This is a genomic window from Streptomyces bugieae (genome assembly GCF_036352915.1).
GTDB classification, from domain to species: Bacteria; Actinomycetota; Actinomycetes; order Streptomycetales; family Streptomycetaceae; genus Streptomyces; species Streptomyces endophytica.
This window is the reverse complement of record NZ_JAZBJP010000035.1, coordinates 24,246-39,165: the sequence shown is the minus strand read 5'-3', so window position 1 is coordinate 39,165 and position 14,920 is coordinate 24,246. Positions and strand designations below refer to the sequence as shown.

Below are 14,920 nucleotides of genomic sequence, written 5' to 3'. Positions count from 1 at the left end.
GCCCGTGTCCGCTTGCCCGGGGGCGCGCCGCCGGGTGCTCTTGATGCGTGACCGGATACGGGCTGACCGAGTGCGTCGACGCGGCCGTGCGCGCCTATCTGGCCGAGCGCCCGGAGGCGACCGTGGTCGCGCTGGACGAGGGGCTCGGCACCGGCTTCTGGCGGCTGGACAACGGCCGGCTGCGCTGGTTGTCGGTGCTGCCGGAGGAGGCCGCCGCGGTGCGCCGGATGCTGCTGCCGGACACCGCCCGGCGGCACACCCTCGCCCGGGAGCCGGCCGGCCGGGAGTGGCCGGGCGCGGTGCCCGGGACGGCCCGCGGGGTCGTGGTCATCGCGGCGGGGGTGCTGCGGCGGCTGCCGCTGCCGGCCGGGCGGGCGCTGCTGGCGGTGTGCGCGGCGCGGTTCCCCGGCGGTGCGCTGGTCTTCGACGCGCTGCCGCGGCGCGCGGCCGCCCTGGTCGCGGGCCGTCCGGGCCTGGTACCGGGGCATGTGTGCCGGCCGTCGGCACGGCGGCGGGGGCTGCCGGTCCCGCGGGCACTGCGGCCACGGGTGTACGAGGTCCGCTTCGCGGCCGGGCCCGCTGCCGTACCGGAGGGCGAGCGGCCGCGGCGGGGCGGGAGCGGGGCCGGCGACGGCGGCCGCAACCCCGCCGCACGCCGAACGCATTGCCGGTAATCTGCGCCCAATGAGCGCCCTGAACCTCGATGACTTCGCCCATCTGATCGAGCGCCCCGATGGCGGGGTGCGCCGTGACGCCGAGGAGCGGCGGGCGCGGCTGGCCGTACCGCCGGGCGCGCTCGGCCGCCTCGACGAGCTGGGCGAGTGGCTGGCCGGTGCGCAGGCGCAGGTGCCGGTGCGGCCGATCCGGCAGGCCCGGCTGGTGCTGTTCGCCGGCGATCACGGGGTGGCCGAGCTGGGCGTCTCGGCCCGGCCGGCCGGCGGGACGAAGGACCTGGTCCGGGCGGTGCTGGACGGCGCGAGCCCGGCCGCGGTGCTGGCCCGGGGCGCCGGGGCGCAGCTGCGCGTGGTGGACATGGCGGTGGACTGCGACCCCGGGGAGCTGCCCGAGGAGGTCACCCGGCACCGGGTGCGGCGCGGCAGCGGCCGGATCGACGTCGAGGACGCGCTGACCGCCGAGGAGGCCGAGGCGGCGTTCCGGGCCGGGATGGCGGTCGCGGACGAGGAGGCGGACGCCGGTACGGACCTGGTGGTGCTGGGCGATCTGAGCGTCGGCGGCACGACCGCGGCGAGCACCCTGGTGGCCGCGCTGTGCGGCACCGACGCCTCGGTGGTCACCGGGCGCGGCGGGGCGCGGATCGACGACCTGGCGTGGATGCGCAAGTGCGCGGCGATCCGGGACGCGCTGCGGCGGGCCCGGCCGGTGCTCGGCGACCAGCTGGAGCTGCTGGCCGCGGTCGGCGGCGCGGACCTGACCGCGATCACCGGGTTCCTGCTGCAGAGCGCGGTGCGCCGGACGCCGGTGATCCTGGACGGGGTGGTCTCGGCGGCCTGTGCGCTGGTGGCGCAGCGGGTGGCGTTCCGGGCGCCGGACTGGTGGCTGGCGGGTCAGGCCAGCGGTGAGCCGGCGCAGGCCAAGGCGCTGGACCGGATCGCGCTCAACCCTCTGCTCGACCACGGCGTCACTGCAGGCGAGGGGACGGGGGCGCTGCTGGCCCTGCCACTGGTGCAGGCGGCCGCGGCCCTGGCGGCAGAACTTCCCGTACGCGACTGAGGCGCGCGCCGCCCCGGCCGGGGCGGCGCTCCTTCCCGCCCGTACCGGACCACCGGCGACGCCCCATAAGATCTCGGCTTTACACGTTTTTTATGGGAGACATCGCTTGAGTCCGGACGAAGACCGCCGCGAGCAGCGCGGCGGCACCTGGTCACAGCGCGGTGCCGGGTTCGGCATCTGGTACCTGCGCACGGTCACGTTCATCAATCTGCTGAGCGCGGTGTGGGTGTCGTTCGGCAACGACATCCGCCGGCACAACGTCGAGGAGTACTTCACCCCGTACCTGCTGACCGCGGGGTTCGCCTCGGGGGCCTTCTCGCTGTTCCTGTCGGTGACCCTGCGGCGCCGCAAGCGGGCCGCGTGGATCCTGAACCTGGTGCTGTCGGGGCTGCTGGTGGGGCTGTTCGGCTTCGCGCTGGCGGCGGCGCCGGAGTTCCGCGGGCATCCGCAGAACTGGGTGTCGCTGGTGCTGACGGCGGTGTTCGCGGTCGCGCTGGTGGTCGGCCGGCGGGAGTTCTACGCCAAGGGCGACCGGGCGAACCCGAAGCTGGCGGCGGCGGTCGCGGTCGGCGGGCTGCTGGTCACCTCGCTGCTGGCGGCGCTGCTGGTGACCGTCACCAACACCGCCCACGACGCGTCCTCGACGTTCGTCACGCGCTGGCGCTACGGCCTGATGCGCCTGGTGTCGCTGGCCGCCGACGACCAGGGCTTCCCCGGGATCGACACCCCGAACTGGGTCAACGTCACCATCAACGTGCTGAGCACGCTGCTGCTGGTGGCCGTGTTGTGGGCGGCGTTCCGGTCGGTCCGCAGCACCGAGGCGCTCACCGAGGACGACGAGGAGCGGCTGCGCGCCCTGCTGGACCGGCACGGCGACCGGGACTCGCTGGGCTACTTCGCGCTGCGCCGCGACAAGAGCGTGCTGTTCTCGCCCAGTGGCAAGGCGGCGGTCACCTACCGCGTGGTGGGCGGGGTGTCGCTGGCCTCCGGCGATCCGCTGGGCGACCCCGAGGCGTGGCCCGGGGCGATCGAGGTGTGGCTGGCCGAGGCCCGGGCGCACGGCTGGGCGCCGGCCGTGATGGGCGCGAGCGAGGAGGGCGGCACGATCTACGCCCGGCACGGCCTGGACGCGCTGGAGCTGGGCGACGAAGCGATCGTGGAGACCGCGGAGTTCACCCTCGGCGGCCGCGCGATGCGCACCGTGCGGCAGGCGTACAACCGCATCGAGCGGGCCGGCTACACCGTCCGCATCCGGCGGCACGAGGACATTCCGGCAAAGGAGATGGCGCGGCTGCTGGAGCTGGCCGACGACTGGCGGGACGGGGAGACCGAGCGGGGCTTCTCGATGGCGCTGGGCCGGCTCGGCGATCCGGCGGACGGCCGCTGCGTGATGCTGGAGTGCTCCGACGAGCAGGGCGAACTGCGGGCGCTGCTCAGCTTCGTGCCGTGGGGTGCCAAGGGCCTGTCGCTGGATCTGATGCGGCGTGACCGGGCCTCGGAGAACGGGCTGATGGAGTTCATGGTCCTGGAGCTGATCCAGCGCGCGAAAGAGGTGGAGATCACTCAGGTCTCGCTGAACTTCGCGATGTTCCGCTCCGTCTTCGAACGCGGTTCGCGGCTCGGCGCGGGCCCGGTGCTGCGCCTGTGGCGCTCGCTGCTGAGCTTCTTCTCCAGGTGGTGGCAGATCGAATCGCTCTATCGCGCGAATGCGAAATACCGGCCCATCTGGGAACCGCGGTTCATGCTCTTCGAGAAGAGCACCGATCTCCTGCGGATCGGCCTGGCCGCCGCCCGGGCGGAAGGCTTCCTGGAAGCACCTGGTCTGCCGAAGTGGCTGAACCGCAAGCACCTGGAGAACGTGAGATGAGTGTGGCCCGTGCGGGGCGGCGGGACATAGCCGTTCTGCGCCGGGCGGCGCGGGCCGAATGGGGACCGCTGCTGCGGACGGTGCGGTCGGAGCTGATCACGGCCAGGCTGCGGGCGATCCCGGTGACCCTCGCCGCGGTCTGCCTGACGCTGGTCTTCCAGTTCGTGCAGAACCAGGCGTGGGGCTACCACGCCATCCAGGACATCGGCTCGGTCCAGGCGTACGAGCACCTGTGGATCGCCCTGCTGCGCACCCCGCTGTCGCTGTTCGTGCCCGCGCTGGACCTCCCGGTGTGGGGCGCGCTGGCGCAGATCCTGGTGGTCTTCGGCATCGCCGAGACCTGCCTGGGGTGGCGCAAGACGCTGCTGGTCGCCTACGTGGCCACGCTCGCCGGGACGATGTACGCCCGGATCGGGATCTGGATCGGCCCGCAGAGCCCGCTGGGCCTGCCCGACTCGGACAAGTACGTCATCGACACCGGCCCCTCGGCGGCCGTGGTGGGCCTGGCGGTGTTCGTGTGCTGGCGCTACCGGGCGTGGTTCACCGGCGCGCTGGTGGTGGGCTCGATGGTGTTCGAGGTGCTGTTCATCAAGAACAACCTGGCCGGCAAGGAGCACCTCGCGGCGATCCTCGGGGTGTTGGTGGTGTGCGGGCTGTGGGAGGCCTGGCGGCCGGTGAAGCCGCGGGACGCGCAGCGGGTCACTGGTCGGGGGCGCCCCCGATGAGGTGCTCCACCTTGCGGCGCAGGCCCGACCAGCGGCGGTCGTGCCGGTAGGCGCGGACCCTCGCCCGGGCCAGCGCCTTGGGGCGGTTGCGGTAGAAGCGCCTGGCCCACGGTGAGTGGGGCCGGGCCAGCCGGACCGCGCCGAACAGCGCGACGAACGGCACGAACACCCCGACGACCGCCAGCCGCGCCTTCCCCTTCACCAGCGCGAGCAGCGCGAAGACGAAGTTCACCGCGACCGTCCGGACGACGGTGAGGCGGTCGGCGGTCTCGTCCGGGGAGAGTTCGTTGACGCCGAACGGCAGGAAGCCGCCGAGGACCAGCGCGACCAGGGCGACGGTGAGGATGACGACCTCGACGCTCTTGGTGCCCTCCTCGGTCCAGTACACGTCGTCCAGGTGCAGGATCAGCGCGAACTCGTCCAGGACGAGGCCCACGCCGATCCCGAAGAGCACCGCCGCGGCCCCGGACCCGAAGCCGCGCCGGTCGCCGGCGATCGCGATGAAACCGCCGACGACCATCAGCACCACGCCTGGCACCACGTGGTGGACGTGCAGCCCACCGGGCGAGATGTTGCGGAACGGTCCCTTCCCGGCCCGGATCAGCCGGGTGATGGCCCGGGTGACGACGAACGCCAGCACGAAGGAGGCCAGGGCGAGCAGCAGCGGCAGCTTCCCCGGCTCGACGATGTTGCGGTACCACCAGTGACCCATGGGCACCATTAGGCCCTCTCCTCACGGCCGGGGGCGGCAGGCGGGCACGGCGGACGCCCGGATAGCCTGCCGCGATGACCGAGACCCCCGCTCCCCGGGCCCGCGCGGACGCCCTGCGCTTCGCGTTCGGCACGCTGACCGTGCTACCGGTGCGGGTGCACCGCTGGGACCGGGCGGCGGCCCGCGGCGGGATGCTCTGCGCGCCGCTGGCCGGCCTGGTCGTCGGCGGCGCCGCGGCCGCGCTCGGCGGGGCGCTGCTGCTGCTCGGCGGCGGCCCGCTGCTGGCCGCGGTCGGCACCGCCGCGGTGCCCGCCGTCCTCACCCGCGGACTGCATCTGGACGGGCTCGCCGACACCGCCGACGGGCTGGGCAGCGGCAAGCCCGCCGAGGACGCGCTGCGCATCATGAAGCAGTCCGACATCGGCCCGTTCGGCGTCCTCACGCTGCTGTTCACGCTGCTGGCCCAGGTGGCGGCGCTGGCCGGGCTGTACGCGGCGGGCTGGGCGTACGGCGCGCTGGGGGCGGCACTGGCCGCGGTCACCGGCCGGTGCGCACTGACCCTGGCCTCCCGTACGGGGGTGCCGGCGGCCCGTCCGGAGGGGCTGGGCGCGGCGGTCGCGGGGGCGGTGCCGGTGCGTGCGGCGCTGCTGTGCGCCGCCCTGTTGGTCGCGGGCTGTGCGGCGGCGGGCGCGGTGTGGGGCCCGTACGGCGCGGTGCACGCGGGGCTGGCGGCGGTGCTCGGGCTGGCGGCGGGCGAACTGCTGCTGGGGCACTGCCGGCGGCGGTTCGGCGGGGTGACCGGGGACGTGTTCGGCGCGCTCGCGGAGACCGCGGGGCTGACCGCGCTGCTGGCGCTGACCCTCGGATGATCCGGCGGTTTCGCCAACTCCCTTGTATCGTCCATGAGTTGGCCGTGATCGGTACGACCTGCCGCGCAACGGTCCGCGCCGGTACGGCAGCAGGCCGGGCCTCGCGGCGCCGCCGAGCGTAGGCTCGGCCGCAGCAGCGCGCCAAGGCGCGACAACGGATTCCCGGACGGAACAGGACTCTCATCACCGTGACTGCACTGACCCTCAGTACTTCCTCCGCCGCAACGGTGCGTGCGGATGCCGTCGTCGTCGGCGTGGCCAAGGGCGCCAAGGGCGTCGTCGTGGCCCCCGGCGCCGAGGCCGTGGACAAGGCGTTCGGCGGCAAGCTCGCCGGTGTGCTGGAGACCCTCGGCGCGAATGGTGCCGAGGGCGAGGTGACCAAGCTGCCCGCGGCGGACGGTCTCAAGACGCCGGTCGTGCTGGCGGTCGGCCTGGGCGACGCACCGGCCAAGGGCGACGGCTACGACCACGAGGCGCTGCGGCGCGCCGCGGGCAGTGCCGCCCGGGCGCTGGCCGGCAGCAAGAAGGCCGGCTTCGCGCTGCCGGTCGAGGACGCCGAGGCGGCCGCCGCGGTGGGCGAGGGCGCGCTGCTCGGCGCGTACACCTTCACCGCCTTCCGCAGCAACGGCGCCGGCAACGGCAAGAACGGCAAGAAGAACGACGGCAAGTCGGCGCCGCTGGCCGAGGTCGCGATCCTCGGCGGCAAGCCGCGCGACAAGGAGTTCAAGGCCGCCACCGAGCGCGCGCAGGCGCTGGCCGCGGAGATCAACCGCGCCCGCGACCTGATCAACACCCCCTCCAACGCCCTCGACCCGAAGTCCTTCGCGGCCGAGGCGCAGGCCGCGGCCAAGGAGTTCGGCCTCAAGGTCGAGGTGCTGGACGAGAAGGCGCTCAAGAAGGGCGGCTACGGCGGTCTGCTGGGCGTCGGCCAGGGTTCGGAGGCCCCGCCGCGGCTGGTGCGGATCGCGCACACCCACCCCAAGGCGGACAAGACGCTGGCCCTGGTCGGCAAGGGCATCACCTACGACTCGGGCGGCATCTCGCTCAAGCCGGCCGGCCACAACGAGACCATGAAGTGCGACATGAGCGGCGCCGCCGCGGTATTCGCCGCCGTCGTCACCGCGGCCCGGCTGGGCCTGGAGGTGAACGTCACCGGCTGGCTGGCGCTCGCCGAGAACATGCCGTCCGGTTCCGCCACCCGCCCGGGTGACGTGCTGACCATGTACAGCGGCAAGACCGTCGAGGTGCTCAACACCGACGCCGAGGGCCGGCTGGTCCTGGCCGACGCGCTGACCCGCGCCTCGGAGGAGGAGCCGGACGCGATCGTGGACGTCGCCACGCTGACCGGTGCGATGGTGCTGGCGCTCGGCCACCGCCACTTCGGGATCATGGCCAACGACGACGCCTTCCGCACCTCGATCCACGAGATCGCGGAGGAGGTCGGCGAGCAGTCCTGGCCGATGCCGATGCCCGAGCACCTCCGCAAGGGCATGGACTCACCGGTCGCCGACATCGCCAACATGGGTGACCGGATGGGCGGCGGCCTGGTCGCCGGTCTCTTCCTGAAGGAGTTCATCGGCGAGGGCATCCCGTGGGCCCACCTGGACATCGCCGGCCCGGCCTTCCACGAGGGCTCGCCCTGGGGCTACACCCCCAAGGGCGGCACCGGCTCCGCGGTCCGCACCCTGGTGCGGCTGGCCGAGCGCACCGCCGCGGGCGACCTCGGCTGACGCCGGCCCGTCTGGTCTGTTTTGTCCGTACGGCCCCGAGCTCACAGCCCGGGGCCGTCGGTGTGCGTAACGGGATATGTTCGCCCTCGACGAAATCCGTACGTGCATACGCACCGGTAACCCCATCGAGGCGGCGGATCAGCCGCCCAGAGCCCGGCCCGCCGTCCCGGCTTCGTTGAACAAGTGCGAAGATGGGTTCTCGGCAGGACAGGGCCCCCCTTACCCAGGGCCGAAATTAAAGCGGCCGAACAACAGCCGCGGTCCGGTCATCGCAGACCGGTCCGGCGCATCCATGCATGGAGGACGTGACGTGGCGAACGACGCCAGCACCGTTTTCGACCTAGTGATCCTCGGCGGTGGTAGCGGTGGTTACGCCGCGGCGCTGCGCGGGGCCCAGCTGGGCCTGGACGTCGCCCTGATCGAGAAGGGCAAGGTCGGCGGTACCTGCCTGCACAACGGCTGCATCCCCACGAAGGCTCTGCTGCACGCCGGTGAGATCGCCGACCAGGCTCGCGAGAGCGAGCAGTTCGGTGTCAAGGCCACTTTCGAGGGCATTGACATGGCGGCGGTCCACAAGTACAAGGACGACGTCATCTCGGGCCTGTACAAGGGCCTGCAGGGTCTGATCGCCTCCCGCAAGGTGACGTACATCGAGGGTGAGGGCCGCCTGTCCTCGCCGACCTCCGTGGACGTCAACGGCCAGCGCGTCCAGGGCCGCCACGTCCTGCTGGCGACCGGCTCCGTGCCGAAGTCCCTGCCGGGCCTGGAGATCGACGGCGACCGCATCATCTCCTCGGACCACGCGCTGAAGCTGGACCGCGTGCCGAAGTCCGCGATCGTCCTGGGCGGCGGCGTGATCGGCGTCGAGTTCGCCTCGGCGTGGAAGTCCTTCGGCACCGACGTCACCATCGTCGAGGGCCTCAAGCACCTCGTCCCGGTCGAGGACGAGAACAGCTCCAAGCTGCTGGAGCGGGCCTTCCGCAAGCGGGGCATCAAGTTCAACCTCGGGACCTTCTTCGACAAGGCCGAGTACACCGCCGACGGCGTCAAGGTCACCCTCGCCGACGGCAAGACCTTCGAGGCCGAGGTGCTCCTGGTCGCGATCGGCCGCGGGCCGGTCTCGGCGGGCCTGGGCTACGAGGAGCAGGGCGTCGCGATGGACCGCGGCTACGTCCTCGTCGACGAGTACATGCAGACCAACGTGCCGACCATCTCGGCCGTCGGTGACCTCGTCCCCACCCTCCAGCTCGCGCACGTCGGCTTCGCCGAGGGCATGCTGGTGGCGGAGCGGCTGGCCGGTCTGAACGTGGTCCCGATCGACTACGACGGCGTGCCGCGGGTGACGTACTGCCACCCCGAGGTCGCTTCGGTGGGCATCTCCGAGGCGAAGGCCAAGGAGCTGTACGGCTCCGACAAGGTCGTCGCCCTGAAGTACAACCTCGCGGGCAACGGCAAGAGCAAGATCCTCAAGACCGCGGGCGAGATCAAGCTCGTCCAGGTCAAGGACGGTGCCGTGGTCGGCGTCCACATGGTCGGTGACCGTATGGGCGAGCAGGTCGGCGAGGCCCAGCTGGTCTACAACTGGGAGGCCCTGCCGGCCGAGGTCGCGCAGCTGGTGCACGCGCACCCGACGCAGAACGAGGCGCTCGGCGAGGCCCACCTGGCCCTGGCCGGCAAGCCCCTCCACTCCCACGACTGACCCAAGTCCGGGCGCGACGACCACATCCCGCAATTCGTAAGGAGCAACCGAAACCATGGCGGTTTCCGTAACCCTTCCGGCGCTCGGCGAGAGCGTCACCGAGGGCACCGTCACCCGCTGGCTGAAGGCCGAGGGTGAGCGCGTAGAGGCCGACGAGCCTCTGCTGGAGGTGTCGACCGACAAGGTCGACACCGAGATCCCGGCCCCCTCCGCCGGCGTCCTGACCTCCATCAAGGTCGCCGAGGACGAGACCGTCGAGGTCGGCGCCGAGCTGGCCGTCATCGACGACGGCACCGGTGCCGCCGCGGCCGCCCCGGCACCGGCCGCCGCCGAGGCGCCCGCCCCGGCCGCGCAGCCCGAGCCCGAGCCCGCCCCGGCCCCCGCCGCCGAGGCCCCGGCCCCCGCCGCCGCCCCCGCGGGCGGTGCCGAGGGCACCGACGTCGTCCTCCCCGCGCTCGGCGAGAGCGTCACCGAGGGCACCGTCACCCGCTGGCTGAAGGAGGTCGGCGAGGAGGTCCAGGCCGACGAGCCGCTGCTGGAGGTCTCCACCGACAAGGTCGACACCGAGATCCCGGCGCCGGCCTCCGGCACCCTGCTGGAGATCGTGGTCGGCGAGGACGAGACCGCCGAGGTCGGCGCCAAGCTCGCCATCATCGGCGCCAAGGGCGCGGCCCCGGCCGCCGGTGAGGCCGAGGGCGCCTACGTCACCCCGCTGGTGCGCAAGCTCGCCGCGGAGAGCGGCGTCGACCTCGCCACGGTCAAGGGCACCGGTGTCGGTGGCCGAATCCGCAAGCAGGACGTCATCGCCGCCGCCGAGGCCGCCAAGGCCGCCGCGCCGGCCGCCGCCCCGGCCGCCGCGCCGTCGAAGGCCCCGGCACTGGAGGTCTCCCCGCTGCGCGGTCAGACCGTCAAGATGCCGCGGATGCGCAAGGTCATCGGCGACAACATGATGAAGGCCCTGCACGGCCAGGCGCAGCTGACCACCGTGGTCGAGGTGGACATCACCGCGATCATGCGGATGCGCAACAAGGCCAAGGACGCCTTCGCGCAGCGTGAGGGCGTCAAGCTCTCCCCGATGCCGTTCTTCGTCAAGGCCGCCGTCCAGGCGCTGAAGGCCCACCCGGTCGTCAACGCCCGGATCAACGAGGACGAGGGCACGATCACCTACTTCGACACCGAGAACGTCGGTATCGCGGTGGACGCGGAGAAGGGCCTGATGACCCCGGTCATCAAGGGTGCGGGCGACCTCAACATCGCCGGTATCGCCCGCAAGACCGCGGAGCTGGCGGGCAAGGTCCGGGGCAACAAGATCACCCCGGACGAGCTCTCCGGTGCGACCTTCACCATCTCCAACACCGGGTCGCGCGGCGCGCTGTTCGACACCGTGATCGTGCCTCCGAACCAGGTCGGCATCCTGGGCATCGGCGCGACCGTCAAGCGTCCGGTGGTCATCAACCACCCGGACCTGGGCGAGACCATCGCGGTGCGCGACATGACCTACCTCGCGCTCTCCTACGACCACCGTCTGGTGGACGGCGCCGACGCCGCCCGCTACCTGACCACGGTCAAGCAGATCCTGGAGGCCGCCGAGTTCGAGACCGAGATCGGTCTCTGAGCTCCGGCAGCCACCCGGTAGGCGTGTGACACAAGGGGCCGGCCCCGGTCCGTACGGCATCCGTGCGGACCGGGGCCGGCCCTTCCGCATGCCGCCGTCCCGGATAATGGCCCCCTCGCCACCCGCCGCGTCACCACCCGCTCTGAAGGAGCACCTCATGACCCCGCCCGTCGTCCATTCGCTCCGCGAGCAGATCCGCGAGCACATCCTCGAGGGGATCGTCAGCGGCCGCTGGCAGCCGGGCGAGCGGATCGTCGAGCGGCGGATCGCGGTGGAGCTGGAGGTCAGCCAGACGCCCGTACGGGAGGCGCTGCGCGAGCTGGAGTCGCTGCGGCTGATCGAGTCGGCCCCCAACAAGGGCGTACGGGTGCGGAACCTGACCGCGGCCGACCTCAAGGAGAGCTACCCGGTGCGGGCCGGGCTGGAGCAGGTCGCGGCGGAGCTGGCCGCCGGGCGGCTGGCGGAGGACACCGCGGCGCTGGAGCGGGAGGTGGCGGCGCTGCGCGAGGCGGACCTGGCGGGTGACGGGGAGGCGCAGGTGCGGCACACCGTGGCGTTCCACCGGGAGATCGTGCGGGCCGCCGGGAACGCCGTGCTGCTGCACACCTGGGAGTCGCTGGGCATCGAGGTCTGGACGGCGCTGTCGATCCGGTGGTTCAGCCCGGAGCAGCGCTCGCACGCCCAGGAACACCAGGAGATCGTGGACGCGTTCCGGCAGCGCGACCCGAAGATCGGCACGCTGCTCAAGACACACGTGCTGAGCTGCGCACCGAGGGTCTGAGCGGGTACGCCGGGCGGGTCCGAGGGGCCCCGGCGCGGCATAGCGGAGGACTCCTCCGGGGCTGGCACCGAGTGCCCAAAATCGCGGCACCCCGTGCCGACCTGCGGTTTTTCCCTCACCGAGCGTTGATCGATCATCGATCAGGGGCGTATCGTCTTCCGACGGGGCGCGACACCCTGCCTGCCGAAACTGCCGAACTCGCATCCGGGTGCCGTCGAGATCCCGCCGCAGCCCACGGGCGCGGCCCGGTCCCGACGGCACCCCCGAGCTTCCCTCCCGTCCGGAAAGGGGCCACCCATGCCCGACCCCGTGCGCCTGCCGTACAGCCAGCTCGACCAGCTCCCGGACCGCGACCCCGAGGAGACGGCCGAGTGGCGCGAGTCGCTCGACGCCGTCACCAAGGCGGCGGGCCCGCATCGCGCCGCCTACCTGATGCGCCGCACCCTGGAGCAGTCGGGGCTCGCGCTCCCCCAGCTCCTGGAGAGCGACTACCTCAACACCATCCCGACCGCCGCCGAGCCCGCCGTGCCGGGTGACGAGGCGATGGAAGCCCGGATCGCCGCCTGGAACCGCTGGAACGCGGCCGCGATGGTCTCCCGCGGCGCCAAGTACGGCGTCGGCGGCCACATCGCGACCTTCGCGTCCGCGGCCTGGCTCTACGAGACCGGCTTCAACCACTTCTTCCGCGGCAAGGAGGCTGGGGGCACCTCCCGTTCGAGCGGAGCCGAGAATGGGGGAGGCAGCGGCGACCAGCTCTACATCCAGGGCCACGCCGCGCCCGGCATCTACGCCCGCGCCTTCCTCGACGGCCGCCTCACCGAGGAGCACCTCGACCACTTCCGCCGCGAGGCCGGCGGCAAGGGCCTGCCGTCCTACCCGCACCCGCGGCGGCTGCCCTGGCTGTGGGAGTTCCCGACGGTGTCGATGGGCCTCGGCCCGCTGTCGGCCATCTACCAGGCGCGCTTCAACCGCTACCTGACCAACCGCGGCATCAAGGACGTCTCCGACTCGCACGTCTGGGCGTTCCTGGGCGACGGCGAGATGGACGAGCCGGAGTCGACCGCGGCACTCGCGCTCGCCTCCCGTGAGGGCCTGGACAACCTCACCTTCGTCATCAACTGCAACCTGCAGCGCCTGGACGGCCCGGTCCGCGCCAACTTCAAGATCGTGCAGGAGCTGGAGGCCCAGTTCCGCGGCGCCGGCTGGAACGTCGTCAAGACGCTGTGGGGCACCGCCTGGGACGAGCTCTTCCGGCTCGACACCACCGGCGCGCTGGCCCGCCGGCTGCGCGAGGTGCCGGACGCCCAGTTCCAGACCTACGCGACCCGCGACGCGGCCTACATACGCGACCACTTCTTCGGCGCCGAGCCCGCCCTCGTCGAGATGGCCAAGCTGCTCTCCGACGACAAGATCCTGGAGTGCTTCCACCTCTCGCGCGGCGGCCACGAGGCGCGCAAGGTGTACGCGGCGTACAAGGCGGCCGTGGAGCACAAGGGCGCGCCGACCGTGATCCTCGCGCAGACGGTCAAGGGCTTCACCCTCGGCAAGGGCTTCGAGTCCAAGAACGCCAACCACCAGATGAAGAAGCTGACCGTGGACGAGTTCAAGGTCATGCGCGACCTGCTCGAACTCCCCATCTCCGACAGCGACTTCACCGACGGCCAGGTCCCCTACGGCCACCCGGGCGCCGACTCCCCCGAGGTCCGCTACCTCCAGGAGCGCCGCGCGGAGCTGGGCGGCCCGGCCCCGGCCCGCCGCTCCCACCCGCTCGCGCCGCTGCCGGCCCCGGCCGACAAGGCCTTCGCCGCCTTCGACAAGGGCTCCGGCAACCAGTCCGTGGCCACGACCATGGCCTTCGTCCGCCTGGTCAAGGACCTCATCCGCGACAAGCAGACCGGCAAGCGCTGGGTGCCGATCGTCCCCGACGAGGCCCGCACCTTCGGCATGGAGTCGCTCTTCCCGTCGCTCGGGATCTACTCCCCCAAGGGCCAGACGTACGAGCCGGTCGACCGCGACCAGCTGATGTACTACAAGGAAGCCAAGGACGGCCAGATCCTCAACGAGGGCATCACCGAGGCCGGTTCGATGGCGGACTTCATCGCCGCCGCCACCGCGTACGCCACGCACGGCGAGACGATGATCCCCTTCTACATCTTCTACTCGATGTTCGGCTGGCAGCGCACCGCCGACCAGATGTGGCAGCTCGGCGACCAGCTCGGCAAGGGCTTCCTGGTCGGCGCCACGGCCGGCCGCACCACGCTGACCGGTGAGGGCCTGCAGCACGCGGACGGCCACTCGCCGATGATCGCGTCGACGAACCCGGCGGCGCTGACGTACGACCCGGCGTTCGCGTACGAGGTCGCGGCGATCGTCAAGGACGGCCTGCGCCGCATGTACGGCGAGACCGCCCCCGGCGAGGACCCGAACGTCTTCTACTACCTCACGGTCTACAACGAGCCGATGCGGCAGCCGGCCAAGCCGGCGGGCGTCGACGAGGGCATCGTCCGCGGCCTGTACCGCTTCAACACCGCGGCCACGGCGGGCGTTCCGGTGCCCGCCGACGCCCCGGGGATCCAGCTGCTGGCCTCCGGCACCGCGATCCACTGGGCACTCAAGGCCCAGCAGCTGCTCGCCGAGGAGTGGGGCGTGGCCGCCGACGTGTGGTCCGCGACCTCCTGGACGGAGCTGCGGCGCGACGCGCTGGCGGCCGACGAGGCCACGCTGCGCGGCGAGCAGCGCACGCCGTACGTCCGCGAGGCGCTCAGCGGCGTCGAGACGCCGGTCCTGGCCGTCAGCGACTACATGCGCCAGGTCCCGGACCAGATCGCGCAGTGGGTCGAGCAGGACTACTCCTCCCTCGGGGCGGACGGCTTCGGCCTGTCCGACACGCGTGAGGCGGCCCGCCGCCACTTCGGCGTCGACGCCGAGTCGCTCGTGGTCGCGGCCCTGGCCCAGCTCGCCCGCCGCGGCGACGTCCCGGCCTCCGCGGTCAAGGAGGCCCGGGAGCGCTACGGCTTCTGACCCGCCCGCGGTGCGCCCCCACCGGGGCGCACCACCGCCCCTGTCGGGGCACCCACACTCCCGTGCGGAGGTCACCCACCCGCGCCCGGAACCTCCGCACGGGAACCCACGGCCCGGCCGGTCATGCCCTGACAACGGCCGGGCCTTCCTCCGCCCCCGGCGTTGTCAGT

Annotated in this window: 11 protein-coding genes; 10 read left to right on the top strand and 1 reads right to left on the bottom strand. The window is 72.6% G+C overall.

All coding sequences use genetic code 11. The features are described 5' to 3' along the window. The first annotated feature begins 47 nt into the window (after positions 1–47). The 4 genes from V2J85_RS33735 to V2J85_RS33720 all read left to right on the top strand — a co-directional run bounded on the left by V2J85_RS33735 (position 48) and on the right by V2J85_RS33720 (position 4,323). Positions 48–674 carry a class I SAM-dependent methyltransferase gene (locus V2J85_RS33735; protein ID WP_261951933.1) on the top strand — a complete coding sequence of 209 codons (627 nt, stop codon included), beginning with the start codon at positions 48–50 and terminating at the stop codon, positions 672–674. Between the two features lie 10 nt (positions 675–684). Beyond that, positions 685–1,731, top strand: coding sequence for a nicotinate-nucleotide--dimethylbenzimidazole phosphoribosyltransferase (gene cobT / locus V2J85_RS33730; RefSeq protein WP_261951932.1), 1,047 nt, complete (start codon positions 685–687; stop codon positions 1,729–1,731). Positions 1,732–1,837: 106 nt separating this feature from the next. Beyond that, positions 1,838–3,598, top strand: a complete 1,761-nt coding sequence (locus tag V2J85_RS33725; protein WP_261951931.1) for a phosphatidylglycerol lysyltransferase domain-containing protein — start codon at positions 1,838–1,840, stop codon at positions 3,596–3,598. After that, positions 3,595–4,323: a hypothetical protein gene (locus V2J85_RS33720; protein WP_261951930.1), complete on the top strand. Its 729-nt coding sequence runs from the start codon at positions 3,595–3,597 to the stop codon at positions 4,321–4,323. Before V2J85_RS33725 ends, V2J85_RS33720 begins: the two co-directional genes overlap by 4 nt. Here the strand turns inward: V2J85_RS33720 and V2J85_RS33715 are convergent. Further along, positions 4,298–5,035: a hypothetical protein gene (locus V2J85_RS33715; protein WP_330823704.1), complete on the bottom strand. Its 738-nt coding sequence runs from the start codon at positions 5,033–5,035 to the stop codon at positions 4,298–4,300. The two genes, V2J85_RS33720 and V2J85_RS33715, sit on opposite strands and share 26 nt — an antisense overlap. A gap of 74 nt (positions 5,036–5,109) precedes the next feature. Between V2J85_RS33715 and V2J85_RS33710 the strand changes: the two genes are divergently transcribed. From V2J85_RS33710 to aceE, 6 genes are all read left to right on the top strand, one after another. Then, positions 5,110–5,904: an adenosylcobinamide-GDP ribazoletransferase gene (locus tag V2J85_RS33710; RefSeq protein ID WP_261951929.1), complete on the top strand. Its 795-nt coding sequence runs from the start codon at positions 5,110–5,112 to the stop codon at positions 5,902–5,904. Positions 5,905–6,092: 188 nt separating this feature from the next. Then, positions 6,093–7,634, top strand: coding sequence for a leucyl aminopeptidase (locus V2J85_RS33705; RefSeq protein ID WP_330823691.1), 1,542 nt, complete (start codon positions 6,093–6,095; stop codon positions 7,632–7,634). 310 nt (positions 7,635–7,944) lie between these two features. Then, positions 7,945–9,333, top strand: a complete 1,389-nt coding sequence (gene lpdA / locus V2J85_RS33700; RefSeq protein WP_261951927.1) for a dihydrolipoyl dehydrogenase — start codon at positions 7,945–7,947, stop codon at positions 9,331–9,333. A gap of 55 nt (positions 9,334–9,388) precedes the next feature. After that, positions 9,389–10,948: a 2-oxoglutarate dehydrogenase, E2 component, dihydrolipoamide succinyltransferase gene (gene sucB / locus V2J85_RS33695; protein ID WP_330823690.1), complete on the top strand. Its 1,560-nt coding sequence runs from the start codon at positions 9,389–9,391 to the stop codon at positions 10,946–10,948. A 157-nt stretch (positions 10,949–11,105) separates the two neighbouring features. Further along, positions 11,106–11,729 (top strand): GntR family transcriptional regulator, encoded by a 624-nt coding sequence (locus tag V2J85_RS33690; RefSeq protein WP_261951925.1) that lies wholly within the window; start codon positions 11,106–11,108, stop codon positions 11,727–11,729. Between the two features lie 297 nt (positions 11,730–12,026). Then, the gene (aceE, locus tag V2J85_RS33685) at positions 12,027–14,750 is read left to right on the top strand and encodes a pyruvate dehydrogenase (acetyl-transferring), homodimeric type (RefSeq protein ID WP_330823689.1); all 2,724 of its coding nucleotides are present in this window, start codon (positions 12,027–12,029) and stop codon (positions 14,748–14,750) included. The last annotated feature ends 170 nt before the right edge of the window (positions 14,751–14,920 follow it).

What these genes read in the sequence shown, in the direction of transcription:
- cobT (WP_261951932.1), top strand. Translation starts at nt 685, where the DNA reads ATGAGCGCCCTGAACCTCGATGACTTCGCCCATCTGATCGAGCGCCCC.
- V2J85_RS33720 (WP_261951930.1), top strand. Translation starts at nt 3,595, where the DNA reads ATGAGTGTGGCCCGTGCGGGGCGGCGGGACATAGCCGTTCTGCGCCGG.
- V2J85_RS33715 (WP_330823704.1), bottom strand. Translation starts at nt 5,035, where the DNA reads ATGGGTCACTGGTGGTACCGCAACATCGTCGAGCCGGGGAAGCTGCCG.
- V2J85_RS33710 (WP_261951929.1), top strand. Translation starts at nt 5,110, where the DNA reads ATGACCGAGACCCCCGCTCCCCGGGCCCGCGCGGACGCCCTGCGCTTC.
- sucB (WP_330823690.1), top strand. Translation starts at nt 9,389, where the DNA reads ATGGCGGTTTCCGTAACCCTTCCGGCGCTCGGCGAGAGCGTCACCGAG.
- V2J85_RS33690 (WP_261951925.1), top strand. Translation starts at nt 11,106, where the DNA reads ATGACCCCGCCCGTCGTCCATTCGCTCCGCGAGCAGATCCGCGAGCAC.
- aceE (WP_330823689.1), top strand. Translation starts at nt 12,027, where the DNA reads ATGCCCGACCCCGTGCGCCTGCCGTACAGCCAGCTCGACCAGCTCCCG.